General features: G+C 44.3%; 16 protein-coding genes. 14 read left to right on the forward strand and 2 right to left on the reverse strand.

The genetic code is table 11. The features are described 5' to 3' along the window. The first annotated feature begins 2 nt into the window (after positions 1 to 2). The 3 genes from ACHUFM_RS01535 to rpsA all read left to right on the forward strand — a co-directional run bounded on the left by ACHUFM_RS01535 (position 3) and on the right by rpsA (position 4,806). A complete protein-coding gene (locus ACHUFM_RS01535) occupies positions 3 to 2,240 on the forward strand; it encodes a prephenate dehydrogenase/arogenate dehydrogenase family protein (RefSeq protein ID WP_394178891.1) in 2,238 nt (745 codons plus the stop codon). Positions 2,241 to 2,258: 18 nt separating this feature from the next. Then, a complete protein-coding gene (gene cmk / locus ACHUFM_RS01540; protein ID WP_113874939.1) occupies positions 2,259 to 2,942 on the forward strand; it encodes a (d)CMP kinase in 684 nt (227 codons plus the stop codon). 181 nt (positions 2,943 to 3,123) lie between these two features. After that, entirely contained in the window at positions 3,124 to 4,806 is a 1,683-nt protein-coding gene (gene rpsA, locus ACHUFM_RS01545; protein ID WP_063331864.1) for a 30S ribosomal protein S1, read from the forward strand. 133 nt (positions 4,807 to 4,939) lie between these two features. Here rpsA and ACHUFM_RS01550 read toward each other — a convergent pair whose 3' ends face one another. Further along, complete coding sequence (locus ACHUFM_RS01550) at positions 4,940 to 5,212, reverse strand: hypothetical protein (protein ID WP_394178893.1); 273 nt, start codon at positions 5,210 to 5,212, stop codon at positions 4,940 to 4,942. An 8-nt stretch (positions 5,213 to 5,220) separates the two neighbouring features. Next, positions 5,221 to 5,943: a tRNA (N6-threonylcarbamoyladenosine(37)-N6)-methyltransferase TrmO gene (tsaA, locus tag ACHUFM_RS01555; protein ID WP_394178895.1), complete on the reverse strand. Its 723-nt coding sequence runs from the start codon at positions 5,941 to 5,943 to the stop codon at positions 5,221 to 5,223. A 131-nt stretch (positions 5,944 to 6,074) separates the two neighbouring features. Between tsaA and ACHUFM_RS01560 the strand changes: the two genes are divergently transcribed. The 11 genes from ACHUFM_RS01560 (at position 6,075) to lipB (ending at position 16,015) form a co-directional block, all read left to right on the forward strand. Then, positions 6,075 to 7,334: a glutamate-5-semialdehyde dehydrogenase gene (locus ACHUFM_RS01560; RefSeq protein ID WP_394178897.1), complete on the forward strand. Its 1,260-nt coding sequence runs from the start codon at positions 6,075 to 6,077 to the stop codon at positions 7,332 to 7,334. Beyond that, positions 7,324 to 7,989: a nicotinate-nucleotide adenylyltransferase gene (nadD, locus tag ACHUFM_RS01565; RefSeq protein ID WP_394178899.1), complete on the forward strand. Its 666-nt coding sequence runs from the start codon at positions 7,324 to 7,326 to the stop codon at positions 7,987 to 7,989. Before ACHUFM_RS01560 ends, nadD begins: the two co-directional genes overlap by 11 nt. A 14-nt stretch (positions 7,990 to 8,003) precedes the next feature. Next, complete coding sequence (gene rsfS, locus ACHUFM_RS01570; RefSeq protein ID WP_013795743.1) at positions 8,004 to 8,357, forward strand: ribosome silencing factor; 354 nt, start codon at positions 8,004 to 8,006, stop codon at positions 8,355 to 8,357. A gap of 11 nt (positions 8,358 to 8,368) precedes the next feature. Next, the gene (gene rlmH, locus ACHUFM_RS01575; protein WP_394178902.1) at positions 8,369 to 8,836 is read left to right on the forward strand and encodes a 23S rRNA (pseudouridine(1915)-N(3))-methyltransferase RlmH; all 468 of its coding nucleotides are present in this window, start codon (positions 8,369 to 8,371) and stop codon (positions 8,834 to 8,836) included. Positions 8,837 to 8,845: 9 nt separating this feature from the next. Continuing rightward, positions 8,846 to 10,726: a penicillin-binding protein 2 gene (gene mrdA / locus ACHUFM_RS01580; protein WP_394178904.1), complete on the forward strand. Its 1,881-nt coding sequence runs from the start codon at positions 8,846 to 8,848 to the stop codon at positions 10,724 to 10,726. Continuing rightward, positions 10,719 to 11,840: a rod shape-determining protein RodA gene (gene rodA, locus ACHUFM_RS01585; RefSeq protein ID WP_394178906.1), complete on the forward strand. Its 1,122-nt coding sequence runs from the start codon at positions 10,719 to 10,721 to the stop codon at positions 11,838 to 11,840. Before mrdA ends, rodA begins: the two co-directional genes overlap by 8 nt. Continuing rightward, positions 11,840 to 12,895, forward strand: a complete 1,056-nt coding sequence (mltB, locus tag ACHUFM_RS01590; protein ID WP_394178908.1) for a lytic murein transglycosylase B — start codon at positions 11,840 to 11,842, stop codon at positions 12,893 to 12,895. Before rodA ends, mltB begins: the two co-directional genes overlap by 1 nt. A gap of 46 nt (positions 12,896 to 12,941) precedes the next feature. Next, entirely contained in the window at positions 12,942 to 13,808 is an 867-nt protein-coding gene (locus ACHUFM_RS01595) for a septal ring lytic transglycosylase RlpA family protein (RefSeq protein ID WP_394178910.1), read from the forward strand. Positions 13,809 to 13,891: 83 nt separating this feature from the next. Then, complete coding sequence (locus tag ACHUFM_RS01600; RefSeq protein ID WP_394178912.1) at positions 13,892 to 15,040, forward strand: D-alanyl-D-alanine carboxypeptidase family protein; 1,149 nt, start codon at positions 13,892 to 13,894, stop codon at positions 15,038 to 15,040. A gap of 24 nt (positions 15,041 to 15,064) precedes the next feature. Further along, the gene (locus ACHUFM_RS01605) at positions 15,065 to 15,370 is read left to right on the forward strand and encodes an HP0495 family protein (RefSeq protein ID WP_394178914.1); all 306 of its coding nucleotides are present in this window, start codon (positions 15,065 to 15,067) and stop codon (positions 15,368 to 15,370) included. After that, complete coding sequence (gene lipB, locus ACHUFM_RS01610; protein ID WP_394178916.1) at positions 15,371 to 16,015, forward strand: lipoyl(octanoyl) transferase LipB; 645 nt, start codon at positions 15,371 to 15,373, stop codon at positions 16,013 to 16,015. Position 16,016: the final 1 nt, after the last annotated feature.

Raw genomic sequence — 16,016 nt, forward strand, 5'->3', positions numbered from 1 at the left:
CGATGAGTGAATCTACATTGTCAGAAAATCGATTGAAGCACGACCAATTTTCCTTTGGAAAAGTCATGATTGTTGGCTTGGGCATGATTGGTGGTTCTTTTGCGAAAGCGCTAAAAGAAAGAGGCTTGGCAGAACTTTATGCCGTTGATCGCCGTGAAGGTGAGTTGGCCTTGGGGGTCTCAACTGGGGTCATTGATTATCCAGCCGAATTGAGTGAGCAATACATTGCTCAGATGGATGTCATTGTATTGGCTACGCCGGTGCGTGCCATGGCCTCTGTGTTGGCTGATATTAAACCGTACCTTGCTGAACATACTTTGTTGACCGATGTTGGTTCAACGAAAGGCAGTGTGGTGGAGGCTGCGGTGTCTGTATTTGGTCATATGCCGGCTAACTTTATTCCCGGTCACCCGATTGCTGGTGCGGAGAAAAGTGGTGTATTGGCCGCTAATTCTCAATTGTTTGAAAAGCACATGGCAATTGTAACGCCTGTTGCCGATAGTGACCCTGTGCTAGTGGATCGTTTGCATCGATTGTGGCGCGCGATTGGTGCAGACGTTGTGAGTATGGATGTTGAGCACCATGATCATGTGTTGGCATCGTCTAGTCACTTACCTCATTTGTTGGCCTATACCTTAGTTGATGCTCTAGCCAACAGTGATCGTAGTCAGGATGTCTTTAAGTTTGCGGCTGGTGGTTTTCGTGATTTTACCCGAATTGCTTCCAGTGATCCTGTGATGTGGCGCGATGTGTTTTTAGCCAACAAAGAGGCGACCTTAGCCACGCTTGACCAGTTTACGGCGCGTTTGGCGGATATGCGTGAGGCCATTGAACAGGGTGATGGCGCGAGTATGTTTGGTGTTTTTACTCGAGCAAAGTCTGCTCGAGATCATTTCTTAAGGTTGCTTGAACAGCGTACTATTGCGCCGCAAAAAGATACCAGTTCAGTTTCTGTGTCAGTTTTACCTGCGTCTGTTATAAAAGGTGAAATTTCTTTGCCTGGTGACAAATCCTTGTCACATATTGCGATTACTATGGCTGCGCTTTCAAAAGGTGTGAGTCAATTAACGAATGTTTGTCTCGATAACAGCGTTCGAGTCACGATTCAGGCATTACGTGATATGGGTGTGGTCATTGAGGCTCTGTCAGGCAGTTCATTGCGGGTGCATGGTGTTGGCTTACGAGGCCTGAGAGCGCCAATAGCGCCGATTAATTTGCATCAGTCTGAATTAAGTTTGTATGTGTTGTTACCTGTGTTGGCTGGGCAGTCTTTTCAGGTTTCTGTCACGGCAGACGATCCTCTTTTAAATCGCGTTCGAACGGATGTGTTTGATCTAATAAGGTCAATGGGGGCTGACTTAGCATTTGAGCGTGAAGACTGTTTGCCGGTTAAAATGACGCCTGCTGTGCCTAAAATTTTGTCTTTCAGTTTGGACGGGGCGTCGCAAAAATTAATTGTCAGTGCCTTCATGGCGTGTTTGTTTGCAGAACAAGATGCGAGTTTGACGCATACGCCGCAAGACGTCACTCAAATGGAAGTTTTATTACAACGCTTTGGTGTGCTTGTTACACGTTCTGAAACGGCAATATCGGTTGTATCGGGTGAGCTGATCTCAACGGATGTTGAGATAGTTGCGGATATGTACAGCTCTGCTTGGATGGTGTTATTGGCCAGTTTGTTGCCTGGTTCTGAGCTGGTGATAACGAATTTAGGCTTAGATGCCAGAGCGTTTGCATATTTTGCTTTGCTTAAGCAGATTGGGGCCGATATTGAGATGCCTGCTAAAGGTGTCTCCGGTTTATATGAAGGGCGAGTCGTGGTGCGCTTTGCTGAGTTGTCAGCGTTTCAGTTGTCAGCTGAGCAGACAAATCAGTTAAGGACCCTAATGCCGTTGCTTTGTGTGGCGGCGGCTTATGCTAAAGGTCAATCTCGAATGGATGGTATTGGGCAACTGCCTTATTACCATGAAGACAGAGTCTTAGCCCTGATCGATGCGTTTGGTTTGGTGCAAGTGAATGCTCAGATTGAAAGTGGTTGTTTGGGCATTGATGGCGGTGTTCCACACGGTGGGGAATTGGACTGCGCGGGTGATCAATATTTGGCGCTTGCTATGTTGGCGCTGGGAGTAAGAAGCAAAACGATTACTCAAATAGAAGATTGCCAAACATTATTAGAAGAATTTAGTGAGTTAGACGCGCAGGCTAAGCAATTAGGTTTACATTGCTCAGTGGCGCAATAGTTTTTAAGAGGAATAGTTATGATTAACCAAGGCCCAGTTATTACGATTGATGGTCCAAGTGGTGCAGGTAAAGGCACAGTAAGTCAATTGGTAGCAGAAAAGCTGGGATGGCATTTGTTAGACAGTGGTGCTTTGTATCGACTTTTAGCGTTGGCAGTGTCACACCACGGTATGTCTGAAAATGATGTGGAAACACTAAAGGTGTTGGCTGAGCATTTGGATATTCAGTTCCAGCAGTCGGCTGAAGGCAAGGTTGAAATTGTGCTTGAGGGTGAGGTGGTCACTCAGGCAATCCGTACGGAAGAAGTGGGCAACGCGGCATCAAAATTAGCGGCGATTCCAGAAGTGCGTCAGGGTTTATTGCTTCGTCAACGAGCGTTCGCACAAGCGCCAGGTTTGGTGGCGGATGGTCGTGATATGGGGACGGTTGTTTTTCCTTCTGCGCAAATTAAAATCTTTTTGACGGCGTCCGCTGAAGAGCGCGCACAAAGACGTCTTCTGCAATTGCAGCAAAAAGGTGAAACTGTTAATCTAGAGACATTAGTTAAAACGATTAAAGAGCGTGACGAGCGTGATGCAAATCGTGTGATCGCGCCACTTGTCCCTGCGGCCGGTGCGCTTGTAATCGATAGTACTGACTTAACCATAGAACAAGTTGTTGAAATCATCCTTGCTGAAACAGCCAAGGCGGGTTTTGTATAGCTTGTTCTTTTTCGCATGTGTTCTTTTTTGTGCGTTAAGTGTGCTAAAATAGTTTAAATGTTAACCAAGTCGATGTGGGGGCCAGTAAACCTGTATCGCAAATTTTATAAAAATTGACCCACATCTTGCTGGCAGTGTGGTTAAGACTTAGTTCAACTAGGTCGATTATATAGGAAATACAATGACTCAAAGCTTCGCAGAACTGTTTGAAGAAAGCCTACAAAGCGTTGAAATGGCGCCAGGCTCAATTGTTACTGGTATCATTGTTGATATCGACAATGAATGGGTAACTGTTCATGCAGGTCTTAAATCTGAAGGCGTAATTCCTCGTTCTCAGTTCCTAACGGAAAGTGGTGAGTTCAACTTAAACATCGGTGACGAAGTTAAAGTTGCACTTGACGCTGTTGAAGATGGTTTCGGTGAGACTAAATTGTCTCGTGAAAAAGCTAAGCGTGCAGAGACTTGGTCTGTGCTTGAAAAAGCTTACGAAGAAAATGCCATCGTTAACGGTGTGATTAACGGTAAGGTCAAAGGTGGCTTCACTGTTGATATCGCTAACATCCGTGCTTTCTTGCCTGGTTCTTTGGTAGATGTTCGCCCAATCCGCGACACGTCTCATTTGGAAGGTGTGGATCTAGAGTTCAAACTTATCAAGCTTGATCAAAAACGTAACAACGTTGTTGTTTCTCGTCGTGCCGTTATGGAAGCGACTAACAGCGCTGAACGTGAAACATTACTTGCTTCTCTTGAAGAAGGTCAAGAAGTTAAAGGTATCGTTAAGAACCTTACTGACTACGGTGCATTCGTTGATCTTGGTGGTGTTGATGGTCTTCTACACATCACTGACATGGCTTGGAAGCGCATTAAGCACCCAAGCGAAATCATTGCTGTTGGCGATGAGATCGATGTTAAAGTTCTTAAGTTCGACCGTGAGCGTAACCGTGTATCACTAGGTCTTAAGCAGTTGGGTGAAGATCCATGGGTAGCAATCAAAGCCCGTTACCCAGAAAACACTAAAGTAACGGCTAAAGTTACTAACTTGACTGACTACGGTTGTTTCGCCGAGTTGGAAGAGGGTGTTGAAGGTCTTGTTCACGTTTCTGAAATGGACTGGACTAACAAGAACATCCACCCATCTAAAGTTGTCCAAATTGGCGACGAAGTTGAGGTTATGGTTCTTGATATCGACGAAGAACGTCGTCGTATCTCTTTGGGTATCAAGCAGTGCACAATGAACCCATGGGAAGAATTTGCTACTTCTTTCAACAAAGGCGACAAGATCTCTGGTGCCATCAAGTCTATCACTGACTTCGGTGTGTTCATCGGTCTTGACGGCGGCATTGACGGTCTAGTTCACCTTTCTGACCTATCTTGGGATGAAGCTGGTGAAGAAGCAGTTCGTCAATACAAGAAAGGCGATATGCTAGAAACAGTTGTATTGTCTATCGATGCTGAGCGCGAGCGTATCTCTCTAGGTGTTAAACAACTAGAAGAAGATCCTTTCCTAGCTTACGTTGCTGAAAACGACAAAGGCACTATCGTAAACGGTACTGTTTCTGAAGTTGATGCTAAAGGTGCTGTTGTGACACTTTCTGAAGGTGTTGAAGCGACTCTTAAAGTATCTGAAATCAGCCGTGAACGTGTTGAAGATGCAACAACTGCTCTTAAAGAAGGTGACTCTGTAGAAGCGGCGATCATCAATGTTGATCGTAAAGCTCGTACTATCACGCTTTCTATCAAGCAGAAAGATGCTACTGAAGAAAAAGCGGCGATGAAGTCTCACTCTGAGAAGCAACAAGTTGAAGCAAATGGTCCAACCACTATCGGTGATTTGATCAAAGCACAATTGGAAGGCCAAGAGTAATTTTTACTCTTTCGTCTTGATGAAAAAGCGAGCCTCTGGCTCGCTTTTTTTATGCGTATTTTTTGATGGATAATCTTGACAATAAAACTATACACAGAACATGTGGATAACCATGGGTATAGCTAACCTAAGGTCAGTTTAGTGAGTCTAAAAGTGCTTTTATGTCCTCTTCATCCCAATCCTCTTTTTCAATTAAGCTTTTTAACGTATTGTTTTTCTTAGTTTTACTTAAGTTTTCTTGGAATTTTGCATAATGGAAATCTTTGATTAGCTTTTCATCTTCTTTTGATCGATAAATGTTCGCTGTAGGCTCGTCAGGGATTGGATCTTGACGGACATTCTTCGCGTTATTTGGGTCAAGTTGGTTGATTTTCTTATAAGTATTTAAAAATTGTTTTTTGATCATACTTAACCTCACTTTACTTGTTCAATTTCGATGATTTCGAAATATTGATCCTTTGCTTGCCATCTAATGTTTAAATCCCACAGGCTGATGCCGTGTTCTCGATCGATTTGATTGGCTAAATAAGAGGGTCTTGGGTCTTGTTCTATGATTTGTGTAATTAAAGTATATAGGTCTTTTTCTAAGTTGGCTGAAAAAGTGGCACATTGCTGTTGTGCTTTTACTGTAAATACGACGGGTTTAGGTTGGCTTCTTTCTGTCGTTGGCGTAAATGAACTGGTCGCTTGAGGAAGGCAATCTGAATAGGGTAAGTAGGGTTTTATGTCTAGGATGGGGGTACCATCCAGTAGATCAGCACCATGAAGATCAATCAAAATGCGTTTATCTTGTTGGTGGATTTTGCCTATTTTGACTACCGATAATCCAATAGGGTTTGGGCGATGGGTTGACCTTGTGGCAAAGACGCCCATTTTGCTTTTTCCGCCTAATCTGGGTGGGCGAACTTTGGCTTTCCAGCCTTCGCTGATGCAGGCGTGAAACACGAACTGCACCCATATGTGTGAATAGGCTTCGATGCCGTCTAGTGTATCGATTCTGTTATAGGGTGGCAGCAATTCAAGTTGCGCGGTCGCCATGGTAACGAGCCCGGGTTGTCTAGGAATGCCAAATTTTTCTTGGTAACACGAGTGGACAATGCCAATGCTGGTAAATTGGAAGGCGTCAGTTGAGGGCACGTTTGGATCCTTTCATGTAAAACTGCACGGGACGAATAAATATATTGTGATAGTATACTGTTTCGCATAGAGGTATTTGACTGATTTTGTTGTCAGATGCGTATTTTTTATTATTTAGTTTGAGATGAAAAATGTCTTTAGAATCGTATATGAATCAAATTGGACAGCAGGCACGGGCGGCGTCACGCTTGCTTGCTAAGGCGTCAACGGAACAAAAAAACATGGCTCTTTTTGCCATGGCTGAAGCGTTGGAAGCTGCTCGCCCCAAGTTGATCGAAGAAAATGCGAAAGACATGAAGAACGGAGCAGAAAAGGGTTTAGATTCCGCAATGTTGGATCGCTTGTTGCTTACCGATGTGCGCATTGACGGTATGATTGAAGGTCTAAAGCAAGTGGCCTCACTGTCAGATCCTGTGGGTGAAATTTCCAATATGGCGTATCTGCCTTCTGGTATTCAGCGAGGTCAAATGCGAGTGCCACTCGGTGTGGTCGGCATTATTTATGAGTCTCGTCCAAATGTGACCATTGATGCGGCCAGTTTATGTTTGAAATCTGGCAATGCAACGATTCTGCGTGGTGGTTCAGAAGCCTTTTATTCTAACCAGATGATTGCGGCTGCCATTTCAACTGGATTAGAGAAAGTTGGCTTGCCAGCAACGGCAGTGCAGGTGATCAATACCACCGATCGGACTGCGGTGGGTAAGTTGATTACCATGCCAGAGTTTGTCGATGTCATTGTGCCTCGTGGTGGCAAAGGCTTGATCGAACGCATTAGTACTGATGCTCGTGTTCCTGTGATTAAACACCTTGATGGTAATTGCCATGTTTATGTGGATGACGAGGCGGACTTTGATAAGGCTTATAAGATTGTTATCAATGCTAAAACTCGTCGTTATGGTGTGTGTAATGCGATGGAGTCTTTGTTATTGCATAAGGACGTTGCCGCGGATTTCTTTCCTCGTATTCTGGCAACCTTTGAAGAAAAGGGCGTGGAATTATTCGGCTGTCCTGTGACGCAAGCTCTGTCTGATAAGGTCGGTGTGGCTACGGAAGAAGATTGGTACACGGAATACACAGCGCCTAAACTATCGATCAAAGTCGTTGAGGATATGGATGAGGCGATTGCTCATATCAATAAATACGGTTCTCATCACACGGATGCTATTGTGACTCAGAACTACACAAAAAGCCGGGCTTTCATGACGGAAGTCGATTCCTCATCGGTTATGGTGAATGCTTCAACTGCTTTTGCGGATGGTTTTGAGTATGGTTTTGGTGCTGAAATTGGTATTTCAACCGATAAAATTCATGCCCGAGGACCAGTTGGTTTGATTGGTTTAACCAGTCAAAAATACATCGTGTTAGGCGATGGTCATACCCGTGACAATTGATTCAAGCACCGCTCTTAAGAAAAAAGGCGTGGCTATTATGGGGGGGACGTTTGATCCTATTCATAATGGTCATTTGCGCACCGCAGTGGATATCTTAGACGGTTATCATTATGCCAGTTTAAGGCTAATTCCATGTTTTCAGCCCGTGCACAAAAGACAGCCTAGCATTACCCCTCAGCAGCGTTTAGACATGGTCAAGCTGGCCATTAGTAGTCATGATGACTTGTTGGTCGATGATCGGGAAATAACCCGTGAAGGGCCCAGTTATACGGCGGATACCTTGCGGGATATTCGTGCTGAAATTGGTCCAGATGAGCCTTTAGTAATGGTATTGGGCATGGATAGTTTTTTGTCTTTACCTACTTGGCATAATTGGCAAGACCTAATCAAATTTTCGCACTTGTTTGTGGTGTCTCGTCCAGGCTGGGAGCCAGATTTGATTTCTGAGTTAAGTCGCTTTAGTGAAAACTATCGTGCCGCCTCGCCGCATGAGTTACAATGCAAGCCGTCAGGGCTAGTCTGGTTTGAAACCTTAACGCCATTGGGAATTTCTTCTAGCATGATTCGATCATTAGCGAGAAAGGATAAATCCATAGCGTATTTATTGCCCGAGCCCGTGCAGAACTACATAGAAAAAAATCAATTATACCGATAGGAAAATGTAAATATATGAGTCAAATTAATCTCACAGCGGATCAAATCTTAGCCTTTGCTGTCGAAGCGTTAGAAGATGTCAAGGGTGACAAGATCACTGTGTTGAATGTAGCGGATCATACAGACATGATGGACTACATGGTCATTTGTACCGGTACTTCGAAAAGACATGTTCACTCATTGGGTCAGAATGTGTTCGAATTTCTAAAACAAAAGGGTCTACAGCCTTTAGGTACGGAAGGTCGCGATATGGGAAGTGATTGGGTGCTAGTGGATTTACATGATGTTGTTGTGCATGTAATGACAGAAGAAGCTCGTACTTTCTACGATCTAGAAAAGTTATGGGATATTAAGCCAGAAGAAAGATAAGGCTTCGTTAGATGCGTGTGCGATTGATTGCTGTCGGAAACAAAATGCCCAAATGGGTAGTCCAGGGTTATGAGGACTATGCTAAGCGTCTTCCGAAAGATTTTGCGTTAGAAACCGTGGAGATTCCAATGTCGCCACGAGGCAAAAATACTGACATAGCGAAAGCCATTCGCAAAGAAGGTGATGCCATGCTGGATGCGATTCCAGCTGGCGACAAGGTCATCGCAATGGAGGTTTTGGGTAAAGAGTGGTCAACTGAACAGTTGGCAGACCAAACCGGACAATGGCGCATGGATGGCTATAACGTCTCTTTGTTGGTTGGTGGGCCAGATGGTTTGGACTCAAGGTGTACCGCACGAGCAGACCAAGTCTGGTCTCTATCTCGTCTAACCCTTCCTCACCCTATGGTGAGAATCATATTGGCTGAGCAAATATATCGAGCTTGGACTTTAATGAATAATCATCCGTATCACAGGTAGGTGTCGTAGGTGAGTCGTCAACATCAGAAATTTCGTAACTATCGTCAGGAACAACGCCTCACCCAGCATAGGGTGATTGCGGCTGCGATTTTTGTCATAGTCTTAGTCTGTATTTTGATGGCTCGCCTATTTTACCTTCAGGTCATCGAATACGATTTGTATCAAACCAAAGCCGATGATAACCGCGTTATGCTGGTGACAGATCCGCCACCTCGTGGCTTAATCTATGATCGTAATGGTTTGGTGCTGGCGGATAATCGTCCTATTCACAGTTTGACGGTGACACCGGAACGGGTTGAAGATGTTGCTGAGTTGAGAAAAGAGCTGTCCAATATCATCGATATTTCTGATAGCGAATGGGAAAACTTTGATTCTCGCTTGAAAGAATATCGTCGTCCATATCAATCCATTACCTTAAAATCCCAATTAACGGACGAAGAATGGGCACGTGTTTCAGTTGATCTCTATCGCTTGGATGGTGTGCAGGTTGAGGCGCAGTTAACCCGCTATTATCCATATGGGGAAGCCTTTGCTCATGCAATAGGGTATGTGGGGCGAATTACGGCCAATGATTTAAAACGTGTTGATCAACAAGCTTATCAGGGGGCTTTGTTTATCGGGAAGACTGGCATAGAAGGTTTCTATGAGAAAGAGCTGTTTGGTGAAGCCGGTTTTAGTAAAGTTGAAGTAAATGCCCGTGGTCGTATCATGTCTCAATTGGAGCGTCAGTCTCCTGTACCAGGTAAAGATCTGCATTTGTATTTGGATGCTCGTCTGCAGCAATATGCCTATGACTTATTAGGGGACTATAAAGGTTCTGTCGTCGCAATTGACCCTCAAACCGGTGGTATTCTTGCCTTGGTGTCTAAACCAGGCTTTGATCCTAATTTATTCGTTCGTGGGATTTCTGTTGCGGATTATTCTGAACTTAGGCAGTCTAAAAAACTGCCTTTGTTTAACCGTGCGTTACGTGGAGGCTATCCTCCTGCCTCAACTATTAAGCCTTTCATGGCGCTGGCAGGCCTAGATTATGGCTTCGCTTCTTGGACTGAGCGGTATTTTGCCAAAGGATATTATCAGATTAATCCAGATGGTCGTCGTTACCGAGATTGGAAGCGGACAGGTCATGGTTGGATTAACTTAGAGCGCTCCATTATTGAATCAGTTGATACCTATTATTATCAGTTAGCCAATAAGATGGGGATCACCCCCATTCACAATTTTCTTTCTCGTTTTGGCTTTGGTCGCAGTACCTTATTGGATTTGAATGGCGATAGCTCGGGATTGTTACCTTCTAATGAGTGGAAAAAAGCTAAGTATAAAGAGCCTTGGTATCCGGGAGACTCTGTTAACGTAGGGATTGGTCAGGGGTTTATGGTAGCAACGCCAATGCAAATAGCCTCAGCTACGTCAGCTCTTGCCAGTAGAGGTCGTTATTTTTATCCGCGTATGGCGGATAAAATTGGTAACGAGTCGGCTCAGTTTGAAGGCGACTTGGGAGGGGAACACGACATAATTCTCAAGGATCAGGGTAATTGGGAGCGAATGGTAAACGCCATGCGCAAAGTCATCACAGATTCCTTGGGAACAGCAAGACGACTGCAGGGAACCAAATATGATATCGCTGGTAAAACAGGGACGGGACAGGTGTTCAGTCTTCAAGAAGACGAAGAATACGATTCTGAAAAACTCGATAAGCGTCTTCATGATCATGCATTATTTATTGGTTTTGCGCCTGCGAAAGCACCAAAAATTTCGGTCTTTGCTATTTTTGAAAATGGTGGCAGTAGTTCCAAACCCGCTGATTTGAGTAAAAAACTGTTCGATGCTTACCTCTATGATAAGTACCCACCGCACTATGATTATTTAAAAGGGAAAGGCAATGAGTGAAAGTTTGTATCGTCGCGTGCTGACCTTTGCCAATGCTAGGCTTTGGCAGTTAGTTCATATCGACATTTTGCTGATTGGTTCCTTGATGTTATTGATTGGTGGCGGTTTGTTTGTGTTGTATTCCGCTTCAGGTCAAAATGTTGCCATGGTGGAACGACAAGTTTTTCGTTTTGCTGTTGGCTTGATGGTGTGTTTGGTATTGGCGCAATTACCGCCTAAATACATGCGCCGTGCTTCACCAGCTTTATACATCTTTATTACCTTGTTGTTGATTGGTGTGTTGATGTTTGGGGTCGGAGCAAAAGGGGCTCAGCGCTGGTTATCTTTACCTGGTGGGTTGCGTTTTCAGCCATCTGAAATTATGAAAATTGTCATGCCGATGATGGTAGCTTGGTATTTTTCTGATAGGGCTTTGCCACCTAGTTTTAAGCAGATTATGACAGTCATTGTGTTAATTGTCGCGCCTGTGTTGTTGATTGCTAAACAACCTGATTTGGGAACCTCTTTGCTGGTTGCGGTCTCTGGTATTTTTGCGTTGTTTTTGGCAGGACTTGGCTGGCGTTATATTTTAGGGGCCGCGTCATTGGCACCTATTGCTGGCTATATCTTGTGGCAGGTTATGCATGATTATCAAAAACAACGCGTGCTGACGTTTTTAAACCCTGAAAGTGACCCACTTGGTTCAGGATGGAATATTATTCAGTCAAAAACAGCCATCGGCTCGGGCGGTTTGTACGGTAAAGGTTGGTTGGAAGGGACACAAGCTCAGCTGGATTTTTTACCAGAAAGTCATACTGATTTTATCATCGCTGTTTTGGCAGAAGAATTTGGCATGCTTGGGTGTGGATTATTGATCTGTGCGTATCTGTTGGTTATTGCTCGAGGTTTATATGTCTCGGCCATGGCAGAAGATAACTATGCCCGTTTGCTGGCTGGCAGTCTTACTCTGACATTTTTTGTTTATATGTTTGTAAATATTGGTATGGTTTCAGGAATTTTGCCTGTAGTTGGGGTACCCTTACCTCTAGTCAGCTATGGCGGTACTTCCATCATTACCATTATGGCGACCTTCGGAATTTTAATGTCGATTCAAACACATAAAAGAGCGAGATAATGATTAAGCTAGCAGCTTCGGTAATTGTTGCGATTGGTTTAACGGCATGCAGCGCTGTTGAGCAGAAGGATTTGCCAGCTAACTCAGGAGTGAGTAACGCCTTGCTTGAGGATAAGCCTAAAGAATGGGCAGACTCTTATGCGGGCAACCCGTCAGTACAATCTTTTATTGAGAAAATGACGTCAGAGCATGGTTACGATAGAGAAACGCTCGAATTGGCATTTTCTCATATTAAACGTCGACCTAAGGTGATTGAAAAATCTGACAACCAACCGGAAGTTTTAATTCCTTATTACCAATATAAAGCTCGCTTTGTTAACAAAGACCGTATGAAAGCAGGGCAAAAGTTTGCTCAGCGTAATGCCAAGTGGTTGGATAAGGCTGAGCAAGAGTTTGGCATTGATCCGTATGTTGTGGTGGCGCTGATTGGTGTAGAAACCTATTATGGTCGCATTACCGGTTCGAAAGACGTGTTCACATCCTTAACCACACTAGCGTTTGATTACCCAAGACGTGAAGCCTACTTTCAAAGTGAATTAGAAGCGTATTTATTGCTTGCGCGTGACGAAGGCTGGAACATCGGCGAAACAAAAGGGTCATACAGTGGTGCTATGGGGATGGTTCAGTTCATGCCTAGTAATTACCAAAAGTTAGCACTGGATTACGATCAAGATGGCCATATTGATTTATGGCACTCGGAAGCGGATGCCATTGGTAGTGTGGCGAATTATTTAAAACACCATGGTTGGACAACAGATCAGCCTTGGTTTGTCACCGCTCAAGTGGCCGATTTAGTTACGGTTGAAGAGGACGTGAATAAAGGGCGTTCACCCAGTAAGAATATGACAGAATGGTCAGCTGTTAATGTGTTGCCAACTCAGCCGTTTGTCATTGATAAAACTGGCTTGATTGGCTTAAGAACATCACCGGACGAAGTGTCTTACTGGTTGGCGTATGAAAATTTTTTCACGGTAATGGATTACAATCCTAGTCGTCGTTATGCCATGTCAGTTTTGGAATTAGCGAAAAGTATTGGGGCTTATGAAGCAAGGTAAACTGCTGCTGTTGATCTGTATTTGCTCACTTTTTTTAAGTGGCTGTATGAGTACTCGTCATGTGCTTGGCCATGATGATGACATTGATTTTGATAAGGCTTCTGGTGGCGGTCGCTACAGTATTCTTCAGGACCATGCCCCAAGTGGTGATGTTAAGGTGGACCATTTGCCGGATTTAGTGCCGAAATGGGAAGCCAAAAGTCGCGGAGGTAATAAAAATCCATATGAAGTGTGGGGGAAAAAATATTGGGTAATGGATTCGGCTAAAGGCTATACCGCCGAAGGTACTGCTTCTTGGTATGGTAAGAAATTTCACGGTCATAAAACCTCAAATGGGGAAATATATGACATGTATGCCTTCTCCGCAGCACATAAATCTTTACCACTGCCAACTTACCTTAAGGTGACTAATCTTGACAATAACCGTTCGGTGATTGTTAGGGTTAATGATCGAGGGCCATTCCACGGCGATCGCTTAATTGACCTTTCTTATGCGGCAGCGGTACGACTGGATTACCATAAGAAAGGGTTGGCAAGAGTGCGCATTGAAGCCATTACACCTGCCAAAGGTGAAAGCTACGCTGCGGCGGATGATATTCCTGTAGAGACACCTCAAGCCTTGCCAAACAAGGCATCTGCTGTTTCGAAAGGTGCGGATGCGAGTACACCTGACCTTGTTTTTACGCATTTGCAGCTTGGCGCCTTTAGTAGTGAGGCCTCGGCTGAAACATTAAAACGACGCTTGTTTGAAACCTTTGACACAAGTGTTCGTGTGGAAGTGAGTAAACAAGGGGACGGTCTTTATAAAGTCTTAGTTGGGCCTTATAAAGAGATAGAAGAGTTACAAAAGTGGCAAGGAAAACTGCAAGAAAGTGGATTTGGAAGTCCGGTTAGAGTGGCTTTGGTGCCCTAAAGTCACTAGGTTTGGGCTAGAGATTCTATCTATGCTCTAGTATTATTCACGAACATTTTTTTTGGAAGACGACATTTTTTGATATGAAAAAACTTCTCGCGACTTTATCGATTGTATTTGGCCTTGTATCTACGCCTGTTTCGGCCGCTCCTTCATTGATTCCTACTCCACCACAACTGTCTGCTAGTAGTTATATCTTAATGGATGCTTATACGGGAGACGTATTGGTATCTCATAATGCTGACGAAGAGTTACCTCCAGCAAGTCTAACCAAGTTGATGACGGCCTACATTATCGAATATGAATTGGCTCGTGGTAATTTGTCTTTTAGTGATCAAGTCAGTGTTAGTGAAAAAGCATGGCGTATGGAAGGTTCACGCATGTTTATTCGTGAAGGCACGCGAGTGTCTCTGGAAGACCTGATGCGTGGCATTATTATTCAGTCAGGCAACGATGCTAGTGTGGCAGCGGCGGAATATGTGGCGGGCAGTGAGTCAGCGTTTGCCGATCTAATGAATCAACACGCTCAGCTTTTGGGTATGAAAAACTCGCATTTTGTTAATGCCACAGGCTTTCCGGCGGAAGGGCATTACTCGAGTGCTCACGATCTTGCCAAATTATCTCGTGCGACCATTTTGCAGTTCCCAGAAAACTACAAAATGTATGCGGAAAAAGAATTTACCTACAACAACATTAAACAACCTAACCGTAATAAATTATTATGGCGTGACAAAACCGTTGATGGTTTGAAAACAGGTCACACTGAAGAAGCTGGTTACTGTTTAGCTGCTTCTGCTGTGCGCAATGGCACACGTTTAATTACCGTTGTGATGGGAACGAAATCAGACCAAGCTCGTGCAACCGAGTCTCAAAAATTACTAGATTACGGCTTCCGTTACTATGAGACTCGTAAACTGTATAGTCGTGGTCAAGTTGTCAATAACGCTAAAGTATGGGGCGGTAGTCAATCCAATGTGAAAGTCGGTTTTGCTGAAGACGTTTTGGTGACCATTCCTCGCCAGCAGGGAGATTCGTTACCAGCAACATTGGATATGATGGAAGAAATTACAGCCCCAATCGCCGTTGGTGACGTATTAGGTAAAGTGATTGTTGGTACAGAAGGAAATATTCTGCTTGAGCAACCTGTGGTTGCCTTGGAAGCTGTCGAAGAAGGTGGTTTCTTCAAGCGTATGTTTGATAAAATCAGACTTTTCTTTGCGAACTTATTTTAAGCTCAATTGGGCGATGGTAGAGACATGGCGTTGATTACGAAAGACGGCGATCAGGTAGGTAAACAGCCTGATGCGCCAAAAATTGAATTTCCTTGTGAAAACTACGTGGTGAAAGTGGTGACCATGGACGCGGAAGGGGTTCATGCGGAAATTGTTGAGTGTTTTAAAACGCATGCGCCAGAGATGGATCCTAAAGCCGTAAGTATGAACCGTTCTAGTAAAGGACGTTTCGTAAGCTACAGTTTTCGCATCTTAGCTCAAAGCGAAGCTCAGTTGTCAGCGTTACATACTGATTTGATGTCAGTCAACGCTGTAAAAATGGTTATGTAAATGACGTTAGGCTTGGTGTGTCGCGACCTTGGTGTGGTCGAGTATGAAGCGACTTGGGAGCGCATGAAGCAATTTACCCAGGTGCGTAGTAAGGATGATGCAGACGAAATTTGGTTGTTAGAACATCCATCTCTTTTCACCCAGGGGCAAGCTGGGAAAGAAGAGCATTTGTTAGCGCCTGGTGATATTCCTGTTTATCAAGCTGATCGTGGTGGTCAAGTGACCTATCATGGTCCTGGGCAGCTGGTTGCATACGTTCTAATTGATCTAAAACGGTTGGGAATTGGTGTCAGAGACCTTGTGTCTGTGCTGGAAAACTCAATCGTTAAGGTGTTGGCGTTGAATGGCATTGAGGCCTACGCTAAGCCTGATGCGCCTGGTGTGTATGTTGATGAAAAGAAAATTGCATCACTAGGTTTAAGGGTTAGACGAGGCTGCTCTTTTCATGGGTTGGCGCTGAATGTCGATATGGACCTCACACCGTTTAACCGCATCAATCCATGTGGCTATCAGGGGCTACAAATGGTCGATATGAAGCGTCTATTTACTGGCGCGTCGTTATCAGATACAAAAATTCAGTTGGCCAATCAGCTGGCTGAACACCTCGGATATACCAGTCCGACTATCCAACAAGGGTGGAAATAGA

The organism is Marinomonas posidonica (assembly GCF_043643765.1).
GTDB classification, from domain to species: domain Bacteria; phylum Pseudomonadota; class Gammaproteobacteria; order Pseudomonadales; family Marinomonadaceae; genus Marinomonas; species Marinomonas posidonica_A.